At 63.7% G+C, this 18,335-nt stretch carries 17 protein-coding genes; 4 read left to right on the forward strand and 13 right to left on the reverse strand.

Annotation, left to right across the window (positions count from 1 at the left end):
- Nucleotides 1–14 precede the first annotated feature (14 nt).
- From fabZ to rpsB, 12 genes are all read right to left on the reverse strand, one after another.
- On the reverse strand, nucleotides 15–455 hold the full coding sequence (fabZ, locus tag ACT89O_RS16170) for a 3-hydroxyacyl-ACP dehydratase FabZ (protein ID WP_010457855.1): 441 nt from the start codon (nucleotides 453–455) through the stop codon (nucleotides 15–17).
- Nucleotides 456–471: 16 nt separating this feature from the next.
- Nucleotides 472–1,455: a UDP-3-O-(3-hydroxymyristoyl)glucosamine N-acyltransferase gene (gene lpxD, locus ACT89O_RS16175; RefSeq protein WP_487260575.1), complete on the reverse strand. Its 984-nt coding sequence runs from the start codon at nucleotides 1,453–1,455 to the stop codon at nucleotides 472–474.
- A gap of 24 nt (nucleotides 1,456–1,479) precedes the next feature.
- Complete coding sequence (locus ACT89O_RS16180; protein WP_121505967.1) at nucleotides 1,480–2,001, reverse strand: OmpH/Skp family outer membrane protein; 522 nt, start codon at nucleotides 1,999–2,001, stop codon at nucleotides 1,480–1,482.
- Nucleotides 2,001–4,298, reverse strand: coding sequence for an outer membrane protein assembly factor BamA (gene bamA, locus ACT89O_RS16185; protein ID WP_121420548.1), 2,298 nt, complete (start codon nucleotides 4,296–4,298; stop codon nucleotides 2,001–2,003). Before bamA ends, ACT89O_RS16180 begins: the two co-directional genes overlap by 1 nt.
- A gap of 45 nt (nucleotides 4,299–4,343) precedes the next feature.
- Nucleotides 4,344–5,708, reverse strand: a complete 1,365-nt coding sequence (rseP, locus tag ACT89O_RS16190) for an RIP metalloprotease RseP (protein ID WP_176886405.1) — start codon at nucleotides 5,706–5,708, stop codon at nucleotides 4,344–4,346.
- A 26-nt stretch (nucleotides 5,709–5,734) separates the two neighbouring features.
- Entirely contained in the window at nucleotides 5,735–6,916 is a 1,182-nt protein-coding gene (gene ispC, locus ACT89O_RS16195) for a 1-deoxy-D-xylulose-5-phosphate reductoisomerase (RefSeq protein WP_487260576.1), read from the reverse strand.
- Nucleotides 6,913–7,767, reverse strand: coding sequence for a phosphatidate cytidylyltransferase (locus ACT89O_RS16200; RefSeq protein WP_487260577.1), 855 nt, complete (start codon nucleotides 7,765–7,767; stop codon nucleotides 6,913–6,915). Before ACT89O_RS16200 ends, ispC begins: the two co-directional genes overlap by 4 nt.
- 27 nt (nucleotides 7,768–7,794) lie before the next feature.
- On the reverse strand, nucleotides 7,795–8,526 hold the full coding sequence (gene uppS, locus ACT89O_RS16205) for a polyprenyl diphosphate synthase (protein WP_121420552.1): 732 nt from the start codon (nucleotides 8,524–8,526) through the stop codon (nucleotides 7,795–7,797).
- Nucleotides 8,527–8,815: 289 nt separating this feature from the next.
- Nucleotides 8,816–9,376 carry a ribosome recycling factor gene (gene frr, locus ACT89O_RS16210; RefSeq protein WP_487260578.1) on the reverse strand — a complete coding sequence of 187 codons (561 nt, stop codon included), beginning with the start codon at nucleotides 9,374–9,376 and terminating at the stop codon, nucleotides 8,816–8,818.
- 51 nt (nucleotides 9,377–9,427) lie between these two features.
- Nucleotides 9,428–10,150: a UMP kinase gene (gene pyrH, locus ACT89O_RS16215; RefSeq protein ID WP_010457839.1), complete on the reverse strand. Its 723-nt coding sequence runs from the start codon at nucleotides 10,148–10,150 to the stop codon at nucleotides 9,428–9,430.
- Between the two features lie 56 nt (nucleotides 10,151–10,206).
- A complete protein-coding gene (gene tsf, locus ACT89O_RS16220; protein ID WP_055398247.1) occupies nucleotides 10,207–11,133 on the reverse strand; it encodes a translation elongation factor Ts in 927 nt (308 codons plus the stop codon).
- A 106-nt stretch (nucleotides 11,134–11,239) separates the two neighbouring features.
- Nucleotides 11,240–11,992, reverse strand: coding sequence for a 30S ribosomal protein S2 (gene rpsB, locus ACT89O_RS16225; protein ID WP_055398248.1), 753 nt, complete (start codon nucleotides 11,990–11,992; stop codon nucleotides 11,240–11,242).
- A gap of 187 nt (nucleotides 11,993–12,179) precedes the next feature.
- On the opposite strand from rpsB, the gene ACT89O_RS16230 reads away from it, so the two are divergent.
- From ACT89O_RS16230 to ACT89O_RS16240, 3 genes are all read left to right on the forward strand, one after another.
- The gene (locus tag ACT89O_RS16230) at nucleotides 12,180–13,535 is read left to right on the forward strand and encodes an amidase (protein WP_487260579.1); all 1,356 of its coding nucleotides are present in this window, start codon (nucleotides 12,180–12,182) and stop codon (nucleotides 13,533–13,535) included.
- Between the two features lie 52 nt (nucleotides 13,536–13,587).
- Nucleotides 13,588–14,820, forward strand: a complete 1,233-nt coding sequence (locus ACT89O_RS16235; RefSeq protein ID WP_487260580.1) for an FAD-dependent oxidoreductase — start codon at nucleotides 13,588–13,590, stop codon at nucleotides 14,818–14,820.
- A gap of 84 nt (nucleotides 14,821–14,904) precedes the next feature.
- Nucleotides 14,905–16,446: an NAD(P)H-hydrate dehydratase gene (locus tag ACT89O_RS16240; RefSeq protein ID WP_487260581.1), complete on the forward strand. Its 1,542-nt coding sequence runs from the start codon at nucleotides 14,905–14,907 to the stop codon at nucleotides 16,444–16,446.
- A 3-nt stretch (nucleotides 16,447–16,449) separates the two neighbouring features.
- On the opposite strand, the gene ACT89O_RS16245 is transcribed toward ACT89O_RS16240, so the two are convergent.
- Nucleotides 16,450–17,190 (reverse strand): helix-turn-helix transcriptional regulator, encoded by a 741-nt coding sequence (locus tag ACT89O_RS16245; protein ID WP_436131251.1) that lies wholly within the window; start codon nucleotides 17,188–17,190, stop codon nucleotides 16,450–16,452.
- Nucleotides 17,191–17,320: 130 nt separating this feature from the next.
- On the opposite strand from ACT89O_RS16245, the gene ACT89O_RS16250 reads away from it, so the two are divergent.
- Complete coding sequence (locus ACT89O_RS16250; protein ID WP_487260582.1) at nucleotides 17,321–18,313, forward strand: alpha/beta fold hydrolase; 993 nt, start codon at nucleotides 17,321–17,323, stop codon at nucleotides 18,311–18,313.
- Nucleotides 18,314–18,335: the final 22 nt, after the last annotated feature.

Consider the following 18,335-nt stretch of genomic DNA (forward strand, 5'->3'; position numbering starts at 1 on the left):
CAGGCCCGGGTCGGTCAACCCACGCTGCGCATGGTGCACATGAGTTCGGCCTCGCAGGCCACCTCTTCGCCCACGCTGGCCACGCCCTTGAACTTCCAGATGCCGCCACGAACGCGATCGATGGTGATGCTCAGGATCAACTGGTCGCCGGGCTCCACCGGGCGCTTGAAACGCGCGCCATCAATGCCCACAAAGTAGTAGATATTGTTCTCATCGGGCACCTTGCCCATGGCATCAAACGCCAGCAAGCCCGCAGCCTGGGCCAGCGCCTCCAGGATCAACACACCCGGCATCACGGGACGTCCGGGGAAATGCCCCATGAAATAGGGCTCATTGAACGTCACGTTCTTGATGGCCTTGATGCGGGTGTTGCTCTCAAGCTCGATCACTTTGTCCACCAGCAGGAACGGGTAGCGGTGGGGCAGTTGCTTGAGAATTGCGTGAATATCCATCATCGAGTTGTTCTTCCGTTCATGCTGCCTTGAGAGCCTGCTCAAGCGCCTTGATGCGCTCCCGCAAGCTGTGCAGTTGTTTGAGTGTTGCAGCGTTTTTTTCCCAGCGCGCATTGTCGTCGATGGGAAACATGCCCGTGTATTGCCCAGGCCGCGTGAGCGAGCGTGTGACCACGGTAGCTGCCGAGATATGCACGTTGTCGGCCAGCTCCAGATGGCCCAGCACAATCGCCCCGCCGCCCACAGTGCAGTGCGCGCCAATGGTCGCGCTGCCAGCCACCCCCACACACCCAGCCATGGCCGAGTGCTTGCCGATGCGCACGTTGTGGCCGATCTGGATCAGGTTGTCGAGCTTGACGCCATCTTCGATGACGGTGTCCTGAAGCGCGCCCCGGTCGATGCAGGTGTTGGCGCCGATCTCGACGTCGTCTCCGATGCGCACGGCACCGAGCTGTTCGATCTTGACCCACTGCCCTTGTTCGGGCGCAAAGCCAAAACCATCCGCGCCGATCACCACACCGGCGTGCACGATGCAACGCGCGCCGATGGTGCAGCCTTCGCCCACGGTTACACGCGACTTGAGGATGGTCCCCGCGCCCACCTGCGCTCCACGCTCCACCACACACAGCGGCCCAATGGTCGCAGTGGGGTGCACCAGTGCCGTGGGATCCACCACGGCACTGGCGTGTACCCCCGCGCACTGCGCTGGCGCATTGCGTTGCCGCCACAATTGGGTGGCACGCGCGAAATACACGTAGGGGTTGTCCGCCACGATGCAGGCACCGCGCGCCAGAGCGGCATCGCGCATGGCAGGTGCCACAATGACACAGGCCGCCCGGGAGGCGGCCAGTTGCTGTTGGTAGCGGGGGTTGCTCAGGAAACTGAGATCTCCCGGCCCGGCAACCTCCAGGGGCGCGATGCGGGAGATGACGACATCCCGTGTCGCACCTCCTTCCAGCGAGCCACCGAGCGCATCAACTATGTGCCCAAGAAGCAAGCTCACGCGCCACCTGTCCAGGGCTGTGGCTTACTTGCCAGCAGAGGCATTCAGCGCCTTGATCACCTTGTCGGTGATGTCATGCTTGGGGTTGATGTAGACGGCCTCCTGGAGGATCACGTCGTACTTCTCGGCTTCAGCCACTTGCTTGACGACCTTGTTCGCACGTTCGAGCACCTGGGACAGTTCCTCGTTCTTGCGGGCGCTCAGGTCTTCCTGGAACTCGCGGCGCTTGCGCTGGAATTCACGGTCCTGGTCCACCAGCTGGCGCTGGCGGGTCGTGCGCTGGCTTTCAGCCATCGTGGGGGCTTCGCGTTCGAATTTCTCTGTGGCGGTCTTCAGGGTACTGCCCATGTCCACCAGTTCTTTCTCGCGACGGGAGAATTCCTGCTCCAGCTTGGCCTGTGCAGCCTTTGCAGTGCTGGCCTCACGGAAGATGCGGTCTGTATTGACAAAACCGGCTTTGAACGACTCTTGAGCTTGCGCAGGGGCTGCCACGGCCAGGGAGCCAAGCAGCAGAGCCAAAGAGATATGGCGAGAAATGGATTTCATTAGAAAGACGTTCCAATCTGGAATTGCAGTTTCTGGATTCTATCGCCGGCGAACTTGCGCACCGGTTGCGCAAAAGCCAGACGCAAAGGACCGAGCGGGGAAATCCAGCTCAAGCCCAGGCCCACGGAAGAACGCATGTCACTGAAGGTAACTTTTTCGTTTTCTCCGTACACATTACCCACGTCAAAGAAGGTGAATACACGCAGCGTCCGGTCGTTCCCTGCACCCGGGAACGGCGCGATCAGCTCCGCGTTCAGCGTCACCTTCTTTGGCCCCCCCAAAGAGGCCCCCGTCACGTCGCGCGGACCCAGGGTACCCTGGTCAAAGCCACGCACCGAGCCCAACCCGCCCGAATAGAAATTCTTGAACACCGGGAACGGCCGGCCATTCATGCCCTTGCCGATACCCACCTCGCCATTGAAGGCGATGGTGAAACGTTTGTTCAGCGGTACGTACTGCTGGTACTGGTAGTTGGCCCGCACATAGCGAGCATCCCCAGCCACCGACCATTCTGAATTGAGGCGCTGATAGCGGCCGGAATTCGGTGCCAGAGCGCTGTCGCGGTCGTCCCGCGACCAACCGATCGTCAGAGGAATGGAGGTGCTGCTGTAGCCAAACTGGTCGGCATAAGCCAGGTAGGTGGCGGGAATGTTCGTACCCGCCTTGATCTTGGTCTGCTCCAGCCCACCGCCAAAGAACACGGTATCGGTTTCACTGAACGGAACACCGAATCGCACCGACGTGCCGGTGGTCACCAACTCGTAGTTACCGCCCTGGTCTTCGTATGGCTTGTCCGTGCGGTAGTACACGTCCAGCGTGCGAGAAATGCCGTCGGGCGTGAAGTACGGATTGGTGGTGCTGAACACGAGCGTGCGGCGGTACTTGCTGGTGTTGACATCAATGCCCAGGTAGTTGCCAGAGCCAAAAATGTTCTCTTGCTTGATACCAAACGACAGCGACACCTTTTCGGCGCTGGAAAAACCCACCCCCATCTGCAGCGACCCGGTGGGTTTTTCTGCCACGTTGATCACCAGGTCCACCTGGTCTGGAGAGCCCGGGACCTCCTGGGTCTCCACATTGACCTCGGTGAAGAAGCCCAGGCGGTCCACGCGATCACGCGACAGGCGGATTTTTTCACCGTCGTACCAGGAGGCTTCGTACTGGCGGAACTCGCGGCGGATCACTTCGTCGCGTGTGCGGTTGTTACCGCTCACATTGATGCGGCGCACATAGGCACGGCGCGAGGGCTCCGCCTGCAGAACAAAAGCAACGCGGTTGTTTTCGCGGTCAATCTCTGGCACGGCTTCTACCCGCGCGAACGCAAAGCCAAACCGGGAGAAATACTCGGAAAACGCCTTGGTCGTTTCAGTGACCTGGTCCGCGTTATAGGGTTCACCAGGGCGAATGGTGACCAGGGACTTGAACTCATCTTCACGGTCCAGGTAGTTGCCTTCCAGCTTCACGCCAGACACCACATAACGCTCACCTTCGGTCACATTGACCGTGATGGAAATGTCCTGCTTGTCGGGCGAAATAGCGACCTGGGTGGAATCGACACGGAATTCGAGATAGCCGCGCTGCAGGTAGTAGGAGCGCAGGGTTTCCAGATCGGCGTTGAGCTTGGCACGTGAATAGCGGTCCGACTTGGTGTACCAGCTGAGCCAGCCACCGGTGTCCTGATCAAACAGGCCTTTGAGCGTGGATTCGCTGAAGGCCTTGTTGCCAACAATGCGTACTTCCTTGATGCGGGCGGGATCGCCTTCGACCACGGTGAAAGTCAGGTTGACACGATTGCGCTCGATCGGGGTCACGGTCGTGACGACCTCGGCGCCATAGAGGCTCTTGTTGATGTACTGGCGCTTGAGCTCCTGCTCGGCCCGGTCGGTCAGCGCCTTGTCATAGGGACGACCTTCGGTCAGCCCGACATCGCGCATGGCCTTCTTCAGCGCGTCCTTGTCAAACTCGCGGGTACCGGCGAAATCCACGTCTGCCACAGTGGGGCGCTCCTCCACCACAACCACCAGCACATTGCCAGTCGCCTCCAGGCGCACGTCTTTGAACAGGCCCAGACCGAAAAGTGCGCGAATGGCAGCTGCGCCCTTCTCGTCGTTGTAGTCGTCACCAACCCGCAGTGGCATGGAGGCAAACACGGTGCCGGGCTCGACGCGCTGCAGCCCCTCGACGCGGATGTCCTGCACCTTGAAAGGCTCCAGAGCCCATGCCGCATTGGCGGCAAAAATCATGGCTGCAACGGCCGATGCGGTACGCACGCCCAGGCGATTGATGTGTTTTTTCATGAATGAAGCTGGCGCCGCAGTTGCAGGGCAAGCGCGGCAAAAGTGTTAGCCAAAGAGCCGAGTGATATCGTTGAACAGGGCAATGGACATCATGAGAAGCAAGACCGCAACGCCTCCACGCTGCAGGCGCTCCATCCACGCGTCTGACACCCCCCTGCCCGTGACACCCTCCCAAAGATAATACATCAGGTGCCCTCCGTCCAAGACGGGCAGCGGCAGCAGGTTGAGCACGCCCAGGCTCACGCTGATCAGGGCGAGGAAAACGAGGTACTGCGTCAGGCCCAGGCTGGCAGAACGCCCAGCATAGTCGGCGATGGTCAAGGGCCCGCTGATATTCTTGAGAGATGCCTCACCAATCACCATGCGGCCCATCATGCGCAGCGTCAATACCGACACATCCCAGGTCTTGACCACACCGGCCCAAGCGCCTTCCAACACGCCATATTCAACGGTCACGAAATCAGGTGGAGCGCCAACGTAGGCCCCAATGCGGCCTATGGTCGCGCCCAGTTCCGGCTTGGCCTCCGGCAAAACATCCAAGGTCAGCACCTGCCCCGCGCGATCCACGCGCCAAGGCTGGGCCAGTGGCTCGCTGCCACGCACGGACTGCCGGATCAACTCGCGCAGCTGCTGGCCATCCACCACATCGATGGCGCCAATCTTGAGCACCACATCTCCCTGGCGCAATCCGGCGCGCGCAGCGGCTCCGTCAGGCATGACCTCGCCCAGCACCGGACGTGTCCATGGCCCCAGAATGCCTATTTTGCGAAACAGCTGGGCGTCTGCTTCGCGGCTGTCGATCTTCGACATGTCCAGCAAAATTTCCCGGTGTGCAGCCCCCGACTGTGGCTGCACATCCAGGCGCACGTTCACCCCCTCCAGGGCACCGCGAGTAAGCAGCCAGCGCAAATCTTCAAACGACCGCACGGGTTCCAGGTCGTCAGAACCCAACGCTGCCTGCGCGACCAGTTCACCGCCACGCAGGCCCGCGCTCTGCGCCACGGAACCAGCCACCGGGCTGGCCAGAACCGCCTTGGGCTCCTCCACCCCGTTCCAGTTGACGATGGAATACAGCAGCACGGCCAGCAGCAGATTCGCAACAGGGCCTGCGGCCACGATGGCAGCGCGAGACCGCAGAGGTTGGGTGTTGAAGGCCAGATGCCGCTCTTCGGGGGGCACAGGCGCTTCCCGCTCGTCCAGCATGCGCACGTATCCACCCAGCGGAAACGCCCCCAGGACAAACTCCGTGGGCGAGCCCTTGGGTTGCCAGCGCAGCAGCGGGTTGCCAAAGCCCACCGAGAAGCGCAGCACCTTCACTCCGCACGCCACGGCCACCCGGTAGTGGCCGTATTCGTGTACGGCAATCAGAAGGCCGAGGGCCACGATGAAGGCAACGATGGTGAGGAGCATGTGCGAGTCCGTGTTGCGGTGGATACTCAGGCCGCCAGGCGGTCTGCAGCTTGCTCTGCGGCATTGCGTGCTTGGCTATCCAGGTCCAGCAACGCTTCGAGCGAATTGGGCTTGGAGGGGGAAACCGCCTCCAAAGTTGCAAGATTCACGGCATGAATATGGTCAAAACGAAGCCGCCCCGACAAGAACGCTCCCACAGCCACCTCATTGGCAGCATTCAATACGGCCGTCGTCCCCTCGGCGGCTTTCAGCGCTTGCCAGGACAGGTGCAAACCCGGGAAGCGGTGGGCATCAGCATCTTCAAACGCCAGCGCGGACAGGGTCGAAAAGTCCAGTTTGCTCGCACCACTCGCAATGCGCTCCGGCCAGGCCAGGCCGCAGGCAATGGGCACGCGCATGTCGGGCGTTCCCAATTGAGCCAGGATCGATGCATCCTTGAACTGAACCATGGAATGGATGATCTGCTGCGGATGGATCACCACCTTGATCTGGTCCGGGTGCAGATCGAACAGCCAGCGGGCCTCGATCACTTCGAGCGCCTTGTTCATCATCGTGGCCGAATCCACCGAAATCTTGCGCCCCATCGAGAAATTGGGGTGCGCGCAGGCCTGGGCAGGTGTGATCTCAGCCAGCGTGGACGGGTCTCGTTGCCGAAACGGCCCCCCGGAAGCCGTAAGCAAAATGCTGTCCACCCGTTGTGCCCAAGTGGCAGGGTCTTCGGGCAGGCATTGAAAGATGGCGGAGTGTTCGCTATCGATGGGCAACAGCGTCGCCCGTCCCTCGCGCACCGTCTGCATGAACAACCCACCGCCAACCACCAGCGCTTCCTTGTTGGCCAGCAGCAACCTCTTGCCCGCGCGCGCAGCCGCCAGACACGGTGCGAGACCCGCAGCGCCCACAATGGCCGCCATCACCGCATCCACTTCATCGTGTGACGCTATCAATTCAAGAGCATCTTGCGCTTGAAGGACCTGCGTTGGAAGGCTATTTGCCACTAATTTTTCACTCAGAAGCGCCGCATGGGGCGCGCTCGCCATCACCGCGAAGCGAGGACGGAACTGTGCACACTGCGCCAGCATGAGATCCACCTGGGTGGCAGCACTGAGCGCAAACACCTCGAAGCGATCGGGATGACGGGCCACCACATCCAGCGTGCTGGTGCCAATGGAGCCGGTGGAACCGAGGACGGTGATTTGTTGTTTCTTCATGGAGTCGTCAGGCTCGTGAGCATCATGGCCAGGGGGAGCGTGGGCAGCAGAGCATCCACGCGGTCGAGCACACCACCGTGTCCGGGCAACAGGCCGCTGCTGTCCTTAACACCGGCGCTGCGCTTGATGAGGGACTCCACGAGATCTCCCGACACACTCATGGCCACCATGAACAGCGCGGCAAGCACCAGCATCCACCAGCCTTGTAGCGCCATTCGGCTGTAAAAACTGGGCACAGCCGCCTGCCAGTGCGCATCGGCCGCTACCCAGACGAAGGCCATGACCACCACGCCCGCCAAACCGCCCCACACGCCCTCCCAACTTTTGCCAGGACTGATCGAAGGGGCCAGCTTGCCTTTTGTGAAGCGCAGGCCAAAAGCACGGCCAGCGAAATAAGCAAAGATGTCTGCGACCCACACCAGGAGCAGCACCGACAGCAGAAAATTGATACCCACATTGCGCGCCTGCACTACGGCGAGCCAAGCGAGCCACAGCGCCAATACCCCGGCCACCAGGCGCACTCCACCAGGAATGCGGGGCCAACCAGGCACCCCTGCCTTGAGCAGCCAGGCAGCCGCCAAGACCCACAGCCCCCCGCCCACCACCCACAGGGCGGCCAACGGACGATCGACCCAGCCCAGGGCCCACGAACCCGCACACAGTGCGACACAAGCAACGCCCACGGTGAGAGAGCCGGCCTGGCCAAAACCGCTCAGACGCCCCCACTCCCAGGCACCCGCCGCCATGAGCACCAACACGACCACGGTGAAGGGCACCGTGGATGGGTAAAAAAGCGCCGGCAGCAAAATGGCCAGCAGGACAAGGGCTGTGATAACGCGCTGCTTGAGCATGGGGCCTTTCAGAACCTGTTCAGGTTCTTAGCCCGGCATCGGCTGGGGATGCGCGGACAGGATTTGTTCGGAGGTTTTGCCAAAACGGCGCTCGCGGCCACCGAAGGCAGCAATCGCCTCGTCCAGCGCCGACTCATCGAAATCCGGCCACAACCGGTCGCTGAAAAAAAACTCGGAGTATGCGGCCTGCCACAGCAAAAAGTTGCTGATCCGCATTTCCCCGCCGGTGCGAATCACCAGGTCGGGATCGGGCACATGGGCCATGCCCATCGCACCCTGCAGGCTGGCCTCGGTGATAGGCTCACCCCGTGCCGCCAGCGACGCTGCTGCCTGGGCAATGTCCCAGCGGCCACCGTAGTTGAAACACACGTTGAGCACCAGGCGGGTATTTTCAGCCGTAGCGGCTTCTGCCTGCGCCAGGCCATCGCGGACCTTCTGCGAAAGACCCGCACGCTCACCCACGAAATACAGGCGCACGCCATCCTTCTTGAGTTGCGGCACTTCGCGCGCCAGCGCCATCGCCAACAGTTCCATGAGGCCAGAGACCTCGTCGGCGGGGCGGTTCCAGTTTTCGGAGGAGAACGCAAACACCGTGAGTACAGCCACACCGCGCTGCACGCAGGCGCGTGCACAGCGGCGCAGTGAATCCACGCCTTGCTTGTGGCCCGCCAGGCGCGGCAAAAAACGGCGCGTGGCCCAGCGGCCGTTGCCATCCATGACGATGGCAATGTGGTGTGGCACCAACGAAGAGTCAGCCATGTGAATGTTCAAGCCCTGGGGCCTAGAGCGTGTGAAGCACTTTTACGTGCCCGCGAAAGTCGGGGAAAGGCCCGGCAACTAGGCGCAGGACGCGCCGCGGTATGAATACCGCCAGCGGCTTGCAACGACGTAGCCGGGCCTTTCCCCGACTTTCCCAAAGGGTTGGCCCCACACGCAGGCACTCGCGGCGCTGCAGCGCTCGCCAAGGCCGGGGCCTTGCCTGCGCACTGCGCCTTGCGATCACCTGCGTGTGGGGCCAACGCGGGTACGTAAAAGCGCATAACACGCTCTAGACCGCCATGATTTCCTGCTCTTTGGCGGCCACCAGCGCATCGATCTCGGCGATATGCCTATCGGTGAACTTCTGCACGTCGGTTTCGGCGCGCTTCTGGTCGTCCTCGGAGGCCAGCTTGTCCTTGACGAGCTTCTTGACGGACTCGTTGGCATCGCGGCGCAGGTTGCGCACGGCAATCTTGGCGCTCTCGCCCTCGTTGCGGGCGAGCTTGGTCATTTCCTTGCGGCGCTCTTCGCTCATGGGCGGCATGGGTACGCGAATCAAGTCGCCCATGGAGGCAGGGTTCAGGCCCAGGTCGCTTTCGCGGATGGCCTTTTCAATCTTGGCGCCCATGCCTTTTTCCCAAGGCTGCACGCTGATGGTGCGCGAATCGATCAGGGCCACATTGGCCACCTGGCTCAAGGGAACCATGGAGCCGTAGTACTCGACCTGTACCGTATCAAGCAGCGCGGGGTTGGCGCGGCCGGTGCGGATCTTCTGCAGGTTGTTCTTGAAAGCCGAGATGGACTGGTCCATCTTGGTTTCTGCATTTTTCTTGATATCGGCAATCGTCATGTTTTCTCCTGGGCGCCCGCCTGCATCGTGGGCAGGCCTCGGCCATTGTCGTCAAGCGTAAACCAGCGTACCTTCGTCTTCACCCATCACCACACGCTTCAGGGCGCCGTGCTTGATGATGGAGAACACCCGCACGGGCAGCTTCTGGTCGCGGCACAGGGCAAACGCGGTCGCATCCATGATGCCCAGATTGCGGGACATGGCCTCGTCAAAGCTGAGCTTCGTATAACGCGTGGCCGTGGGGTCCTTCTGGGGGTCGGCAGTATAAACGCCGTCCACCTTGGTGGCCTTGAGCACCAGTTCAGCACCGATTTCGGCACCGCGCAACGCTGCGGCGGTGTCGGTGGTGAAGAAAGGATTGCCCGTGCCGGCCGCAAACACGACGACCTTGCCCTCTTCAAGATACTGCAGCGCCTTGGGGCGCACATAGGGCTCAACCACCTGCTCGATGGCAATGGCGGACATCACGCGGGCCACCAGGCCCTGCTTGTCCATGGCATCGGCCAGGGCCAGCGCATTCATCACGGTGGCCAGCATGCCCATGTAGTCGGCGGTGGCACGGTCCATCCCGACCGAGCCCCCGGCGACACCACGGAAGATGTTGCCCCCACCGATCACCACGGCCACCTGGACACCCAGGCGGGTCACTTCGGCGATCTCCTCGACCATGCGCACGATGGTGGCGCGGTTGATACCGAAGGCGTCATCCCCCATCAGCGCCTCACCAGACAGCTTGAGCAAAATGCGCTTGTGGGCTGGTGCAGCGTTGGACATGGAAAATTTCTCCGGTAAGTGGTACGAGGCTTTGGTGGGGTGGTTACAGGGAACGATCAGGCAGCAGCCTTGGCAGCAGCCACCTGGGCAGCCACTTCGGCAGCAAAGTCGTCCACCTTCTTCTCGATGCCTTCGCCCACCACGTACAGCGTGAAACCCTTCACGTTGGTGTTGGCAGCCTTGAGCATCTGGGCCACGGTTTGCTTGCCGTCGGCAGCCTTCACGAAGACCTGGTCGGCCAGCGAGACTTCCTTGAGGTACTTCTGCACAGCGCCGTCGATGCGCTTGGCCGTGATTTCAGCGCTTTGTGCAGGCTTGCCGGCAGCCACGAGCTCCTTGTTGGCTTCGTCGGCCTTGCCTTCTGCGACCGAGCGCTCCTTGGCGATCAGGTCGGCAGGCACGTCGGCGCTGGTCAGCGCAACGGGCTTCATGGCGGCCACGTGCATGGCAACGTCCTTGGCGGCGGTGGCGTCACCGTCGAACTCGACGACCACACCGATGCGCGAGCCGTGCAAGTAGGCTGCCAGGTTGGAGCCGCTGAAGCGCTTGAAGCGGCGGAAGGACATGTTCTCGCCGATCTTGCCGATCAGGCCCTTGCGCACGTCTTCCAGCGTGGGGCCGAAGCTGTCTTGGCTATAGGGCAGCGCGCCCAGGGCTTCGACGGTGGCGGGGTTGTGTTCAGCCACCAGCTTGGCAGCAGCGTTGGCCATGGCGATGAAGCTGTCGTTCTTGGAGACGAAGTCGGTTTCGCTGTTGACTTCCACCAGGGCACCGGTGGTGCCGTCGATGTAGCTGGCGACCACGCCTTCAGCCGTGATACGCGATGCAGCCTTGCCAGCCTTGGTGCCCAGCTTGACGCGCAGCAGCTCTTCAGCCTTGGCCATGTCGCCGTCGGCTTCCGTCAGCGCCTTCTTGCATTCCATCATCGGAGCGTCGGTCTTGCCACGCAGTTCAGCAACCATGCTTGCGGTAATTGCAGCCATCTTTGTTCCTTCAGTGTTCAGTTCAGTCAGTTCAGATTCGGGCTAAAAAAAAGGGGGCTCACCAGGGGCCCCGCTTTTGTTCGCGACGGATCGCGCAGCCGGGCTATCAGGCAGCGGCTTCTTGCACTTCCACGAATTCGTCCGTGCTCTCTGCAGTAGCAGCCTTCACGACTTCATTCACGGCGTTGGCACGGCCTTCGATGATCGCGTCAGCGATGCCACGGGCGTACAGCGTCACAGCCTTGGCCGAGTCGTCGTTGCCAGGGATCACGTAGTCGATGCCTTCAGGCGAGTGGTTGGTATCGACCACACCGATCAGCGGGATGCCCAGCTTCTTGGCTTCGGCAACGGCGATCTTGTGGAAGCCCACGTCGATGATGAAGATGGCATCGGGCAGAGCAGCCATGTCCTGAATGCCGCCGATATCCTTTTCGAGCTTCTCGATTTCGCGGGAGAACGTCAGTTGCTCCTTCTTGCTCAGGCTGTCGAGGCCAGCTTCTTGCTGGGCCTTCATGTCCTTGAGGCGCTTGATCGAGGTCTTCACGGTCTTGAAGTTCGTCAGCATGCCGCCCAGCCAGCGCTGGTCCACGAAAGGCACGCCAGCGCGTTGCGCTTCGGTGGCCAGGATTTCACGGGCTTGGCGTTTCGTGCCGACCATCAGGATCGTGCCGCGGTTGGCAGCCAGTTGCTTGGCGAACTTTTGGGCTTCCTGGAAAAGTGGCAGCGACTTTTCCAGGTTGATGATGTGAATCTTGTTGCGATGGCCGAAGATGTAGGGGGCCATCTTGGGGTTCCAGAAGCGGGTTTGGTGACCGAAGTGGACACCGGCTTCCAGCATTTCGCGCATGGTAACGGACATAAAAATACTCCAAAGGTTAGGTCTAAAATCAACCCCAATATTTGCAGTGCCGTGATCTTCACGAACACCGCAACACCTTGACAGGGCTGCTTTGCGATTGGTCTTGCCGCAGCGGCCACGCTGGTTGTGCAAACCTTGCACCACTGCGCTACTGCTCCCAGCAAAACCCAAAGATTCTAGCACACCCATGCTCTCTGACCTGATCGCTACCCGTGAGCAACTGCGGGACGGCGCCACTACCGCGCCCGCCGAGCTGGAACGCTGCATCGACGCTGCCCAGGCCACCTCCAACACCCACAGCTTTGTGCGAACCCTGTTCGACGAGGCTCGCACCACAGCGGTGCAACCGGGCGTAGCCCAGTTGCCTCTGGCCGGGCTGTCGGTGTCGGTGAAGGACCTGTTTGACGTGGCCGGCCAACCCACCCCGGCGGGCTCCACCGCGCTGGCGGGGGCTCCCGCAGCAGCTCAAGACTGCCCGGCCGTGGCCCGACTGCGCGCAGCGGGTGCCAGCCTGATTGGCCGCACCAACATGGTGGAGTTCGCTTTCTCGGGCGTGGGCATCAACCCCCACTACGGCACGCCTGCTGCCTGGGACGCCCGTTTTGGCGCCGTGCCCGGCGCACCCCGGGTGCCCGGCGGGTCTTCGTCCGGCGCCGGGGTGTCGGTCGCCACTGGCGCCGCGTTCATCGGGCTGGGGTCGGACACCGGTGGCTCCATCCGCATTCCTGCAGCGCTCAACGGCATCGTGGGCTTCAAGAACACCGCCCGGCTGGTGCCTACCGCTGGCGCCGTGCCGCTGTCCACCACCCTGGACACTGCCTGCGCCATGACGCGCACCGTGCGCGACGCCATCGTGGCGCACGAGGTGCTGACCGCCCGGCGCGTGACGCGCAGCCTGGCGCCGCTGTCCCAGTACCGGCTGGCGGTGCCGTCCACCCTCTTCCTCGACGGGCTGGATGCCACCGTGGCGCGCGCCTTTGAGCGCAGCGTGGAAGCCTTGCGCCAGGCGGGCGCCCAGATCGACACCATCGACCTGCCCGCCGTGCTGGAACAGCCCGCCTATGGTTTTGCCGCCCCCGAAGCCTACGCCTGGCACCGCGAGCTGCTGCAGCGCGCAGGCGACCGCTACGACCCCCGGGTGCGCATGCGCATTGAAAAAGGCGCCACGCTGATGGCCTGGGAATACATCGACCTGGTGCAGGCGCGCCAGCAATGGATTGCACGCATGCTCTCCGACATGGAGCGCTATGACGCCCTGCTGTCCCCCACCGTTCCCATCGTGGCACCGCTCATTGCCGATGTCGCACCGGCCGATGGACTGGACAAAGCCCAGGACGCAGCCCGCGACGCCGAGTTCTTCCGCGTCAACAACCTGCTGCTGCGCAACACCAGCGTGGTCAATTTGCTGGATGGCTGTGCGCTGTCGCTGCCTTGCCACGTACCAGGGGAACTCCCGGTCGGGCTGATGGTCTGGCACGGAGCGCTCAGGGACGACACGGTGCTCAACGTGAGCCTGCAGATCGAACAAATACTACAAAAATAATAGCTACTCGCGCTTTACCAACAAGCGCTAGAAGCCAAAAACACCCATATTCATGAAGATTGCTATCGTGGGCGCCGGCATCATCGGCGTCACCACCGCATACGAGCTGGCCAGCGACGGCCACGAAGTCACGGTGTTCGAACAACGCAGCGCAGCCGCCGAGGAAGCCAGCTTTGCCATTGCAGGACTGCTCGCACCCTACCTGCTGAGCCCCTGGGCAGTGCCGGGCTTTGGCCAGCCGCTGCGACTGATGGGTGCACAGGCCACCCTGCGGATGGCGGGCGGCCTGACCCTCGCCAACTGGGCCTGGTTGCGCCGCTGGCGCAGCATGGCCCGCAGCCACAGCGCCCCGGCTACAGCCGTCGAGCGCCTGGCGCAGTACAGCCAGACGCGCCTGCAATCCATCGCCAGCCAGCACGAGCTGGATTTCGAAGCCAGCGATGGCCGCCTGGTGCTGCTGCGCACTGAGGAAGACCGCACGCGCCTGCAGCCCGCACTGCAGGTGCTGCGCGACAGCGGCGTGACCTTGCGCGAGATCGACGCCGATGTGGCCCGCCAGATCGAGCCCGGCCTGTCGCCCGAGGCGCCGCTGGCAGGCGCCATCCACTTGCCCGACGCGCGCGCGGGCAACTGCCGCCTGTTTGCCCAGCTGCTGCGCCAGGGTATTCAGGGCGGTGGCGTGCAGTTTGTGTTCAACACCCGCGTGGACCGACTGGGCAGCAGCCCCACCGGCGTGGTGCTGCAAGGTGAAGCGGACCTGCGTCGATTTGATGCCGTGGTGCTGTGCGCGGGCATGGCATCAGCCACGCTGCTGCCCGCGCTGGGCCTGGGCCTGCCCATGGCGGCCGTGTATGGCTACTCCGTCAGTGCCCCGCTGCGCGAATCCACCCACGCCCCGCGCGCCAGCGTGGTGGATGCGGGTCAGCAGATATCCATCACCCGCCTGGGCCAGCGTGTGCGCATTGCCGGTGGCGCCGAACTGGCCGGGGCCGATGCCGAGCACCACACCCCCACACTGCAGCGCCTGTACCGCACGTTGAACGACTGGTTCCCCGGTGGCGTGCAGCTGTCATCCAACCTGCAGATCTGGCGCGGCGCCCGCACCATGCTGCCCGACGGAGCACCGGTGGTGGGCGCCAGCGGCGTGCCGGGCTTGTGGATCAACACCGGCCACGGCGCAAGTGGCTGGGCTCTGGCCTGCGGCAGCGCCCGGGCGCTGGCCGACTTGATCGCGCAGCGCGAGCCCGAGGTGTCGCTGGACGGGCTGGGCATGCGTCGGTTCTAGGAGCCTGCGCTTTGCCCCCACGGGGTGTCGGCGCACAATGGCAGGCGCGCTGCCACTGGCAGCAGCCCTTGCCCCCTGCAGCCCATGCACCGCATCACCGCCCACCAGCCTTATCCCCTGTTCAACACAGCCGCCACCCGCCGCCTGGAAAATGCGGCGGCGGTCGCCCTGCCCCCGCACACCCTCATGCAACGCGCCGGCCTGGCCGTGGCGCAATTGGCCCAGGCGCTGGCCCCCCACGCACGCACCGTGTGGATTGCCTGCGGGCCCGGGAACAACGGAGGTGACGGACTGGAGGCTGCCATGCACCTGCAGCGCAGTGGCCGCAGAGTGGTCGTGACCTGGCTGGGCCAGCCCGATACGGCCCCGGCCGATGCCAGGGCCTCGTGGCAGCGGGCGCGGGATGCGGGCGTGGTCTGGGCAGACACCGCACCCGGCGATCTGGGGGCCAACGACCTGTGCATTGATGCGCTGCTGGGCATTGGCGTCTCTTCTTCACCCCACAGCCCCGCACGCACGCCCGACGCAAGGCTCCAGGCCTGTCTGCAAGCCCTGCACCGCAGCCCGGCCCCTGTGCTGGCCGTGGACCTGCCCAGCGGGCTGGACGCAGACACCGGCCAGTTTGCTGCAGGCCTTGCGCCCGACACCCAAACCCACCAGCACTACCACCTGCACCACCAAGCGCCCCCGCCACGCCACACACTGAGTCTGCTCACTCTCAAGCCCGGCCTGTTCACCGCCGCCGGGCGGGACGCAGCAGGCCAGGTCTGGCTGGATGATCTGGGCGTAGAACCCGGGCATGAGCCGCCCAACGCCTGGCTCTCCGGCCCCGCCCTGCCCGCCCCCCGCGCCCATGCCAGCCACAAGGGCAGCTATGGCGACGTGGCCGTGGTGGGCGGCGAAGGACTGGCGGCGCGGGGCATGGGCATGGCGGGCGCCGCTCTGCTGGCCGCTTCGGCCGCTCTGCACAGCGGCGCGGGCCGGGTGCTGGTGGCTTTGCTCGACAACGGCCAGCAGCAACTCGACCCACAGCAGCCCGAGTTGATGTTCCGCCGCTTTGAAGCGCTGGCACTGGAACAGCTCACCGTGGTCTGCGGCTGTGGCGGCGGGCAGGCCATCGCACGCGTTCTGCCCGAGGTCATCACCCGCGCGGCCCGACTGGTGCTGGATGCCGACGCGCTCAACACCATCGCAACCCAGGCCGCACTGCACGCGCTGGTGGTGGCACGCGGACAGCACGGGCAAGCCACGGTGCTCACACCGCACCCGCTGGAGGCCGCCCGCCTGCTGGGCCTGACCACCGCCGAGGTCCAGGCCAACCGGCTTGGGGCCGCGCAGCAGCTGGCCAACCAGTTCAACTGCGTGGCCGTGCTCAAGGGCTCGGGCACCGTGGTTGCCGCACCCGACCGCGTGCCCGCCATCAACCCCACGGGCAACGCGCGCCTGGCCACGGCGGGCACGGGCGATGTGCTGGCGGGCATGGTGGGCGCCCACCTGGCCGCCGGCGCCAGCGCCTTGCGCGCTGCGAGTGAAGCGGTGTACCAGCATGGCCAGGCGGCTGATGATTGGCCAGCGCGCCAGGCGCTGACGGCCAGTATGCTGGCGCGGCGCGTGGGCGGACGCTGAACCTCAGGCCAGCAAGGTCACCGTCTTGAGCGGCTTGAGCACGCTCGACGGTGTCATGCCAAAGGTCTGCCGGAACATGCGGCTGAAGTGGGCCGAATCAGAAAACTCGCCATGTAGCGCCGCGTCGGTCAGGCGCGGGCTGAGCGCCAGCCCCGCCATCGCCAGCCGCACCTGGGACCAGACGCGGTAGCTGCGCAAGCTCACGCCCATCTCGGCGCGAAACAGGTGGTTGAAACGCGATGCCGAAAGCTGGACGCCCGAGGCCAGGTCACCCCGTGCCACCCGCCCCGCCTGCGGATGGCGCAGCACATGCAGGCTGCGCGCCACGCGTGGGTCCAGCGGCGCCACCTCGTTATCGAGCGGGCACCGCAGCAAGGCGGGCAGGTCGAAGTGATTTAGATAGCCCTCCATGGCACTGCGCGCCCCCACGGAAACTGCGACATCCAGCACCACGCCACCCTCTTGCTGGAACAGACCGCGCAACCCCCGTGCTTCGCGCGAATCGGGCTCCAAGTACACCAGGGCAACCGTCTCGCCGCAAGGGTCGAACAGGTGCTCCACGCCCGCGTCCACCAGCGCGCTGTGGCAGGTCTCCACACGCCCTGCCCCCCAGTGCACCGCGAACCGACCCGAGAGCCCCATCAGAAGCACCGGCGACGCATGGCAGTGCCAGCCCGTGGCCGGGATTTCTCCGACGTAGAGCGCCCGGTCAGTGCCCAGGGTCAGTGTGTTGCGTGCTGGCATAGCCCAAACCTACAAGTTTTTTTACCGCGTTCTCCGTAGCCTTGCCTCTCCCGCCAGGGGCCGAGCAGGTGTTGACACTTGAAGCAGCAGTCCATGGCATGCACGCAGCCATACCCCTGGAGAACGCTTCTTGAAACGCATCGTTATTTCTGTCGCAACGGCTCTGGTACTGGGCACGGTCGGCCTCTACTACGGGGCACCTTCGCTGTTCAAAGAGCCGCTGCTCAGCGCCAATCGCCATCTGTCCGGCCTGGAAGAAAAAACCGCCGATGCGGCCATGCACACCATCCACTACCTGGACAACGGCACGCCCCCAAACCCCGCGCCGGGCCACGGCAGTGGCACGCCCATCGTTCTGCTGCACGGCATTTTTGCGGAGAAAGATCATTGGGTGGATTTTGCGCGACCGCTCACCGGCCAGTACCGGGTGATTGCCCCTGATATCCCGGGTTTTGGCGAGAGCACGCGGCGGGGCGACCAGCCCTACGACTACGCCGCCCACGTCACGCGGCTGGCCGCGTTTCTGGACGCGCTCGGCCTTGCGAAAGTGCATCTGGCGGGCAACTCAATGGGCGGCACCATCGCCGCTCTCTTTGCTTTGCAGCATCCCGAGCGCGTGGCCAGCGTGGCGTTCATCGGCGCACCCCACGGCATTCGCTCGCCCCAGCCCAGCACCATGGACCGCCTCATCGACACCGGACAACGCCCGCTGGTAGCCCACGATGCCGCAGCCTTCGGCGCCATGATGGATCTGGTGTTTGAAAAGCGCCCCTTTTTGCCCTACCCCATCCTGCATGCGTCTGAACAAGAAGCGCTGCGCAACGCCACCTCCAACACGCGCCTGTGGGACGCGCAGCTCAAAGACCGCTACCTGCTGGAGCAACGACTGAGCACGTTGCAGCACCACCCCATCCTCGCCCTGTGGGGCGAGAGCGACCGCGTGTTCGACCACTCTGGACTGCAGACTTTGCAGAAGCTGTTGCCCTACGCCCATGCCGAAGCACTGCCCGGCATTGGCCACCTGCCCATGATGGAGGCGCCCAAAGAGACGGCGCAGCGGTACGCCCGCTTCCTGGGCGTTGTGGCCACGACCCCGCGCGAGACCACGCCGAAAATCCAATAAAAACAGCTGCTAGCGCTTATCT

The organism is Acidovorax sp. NN32 (genome assembly GCF_057597245.1).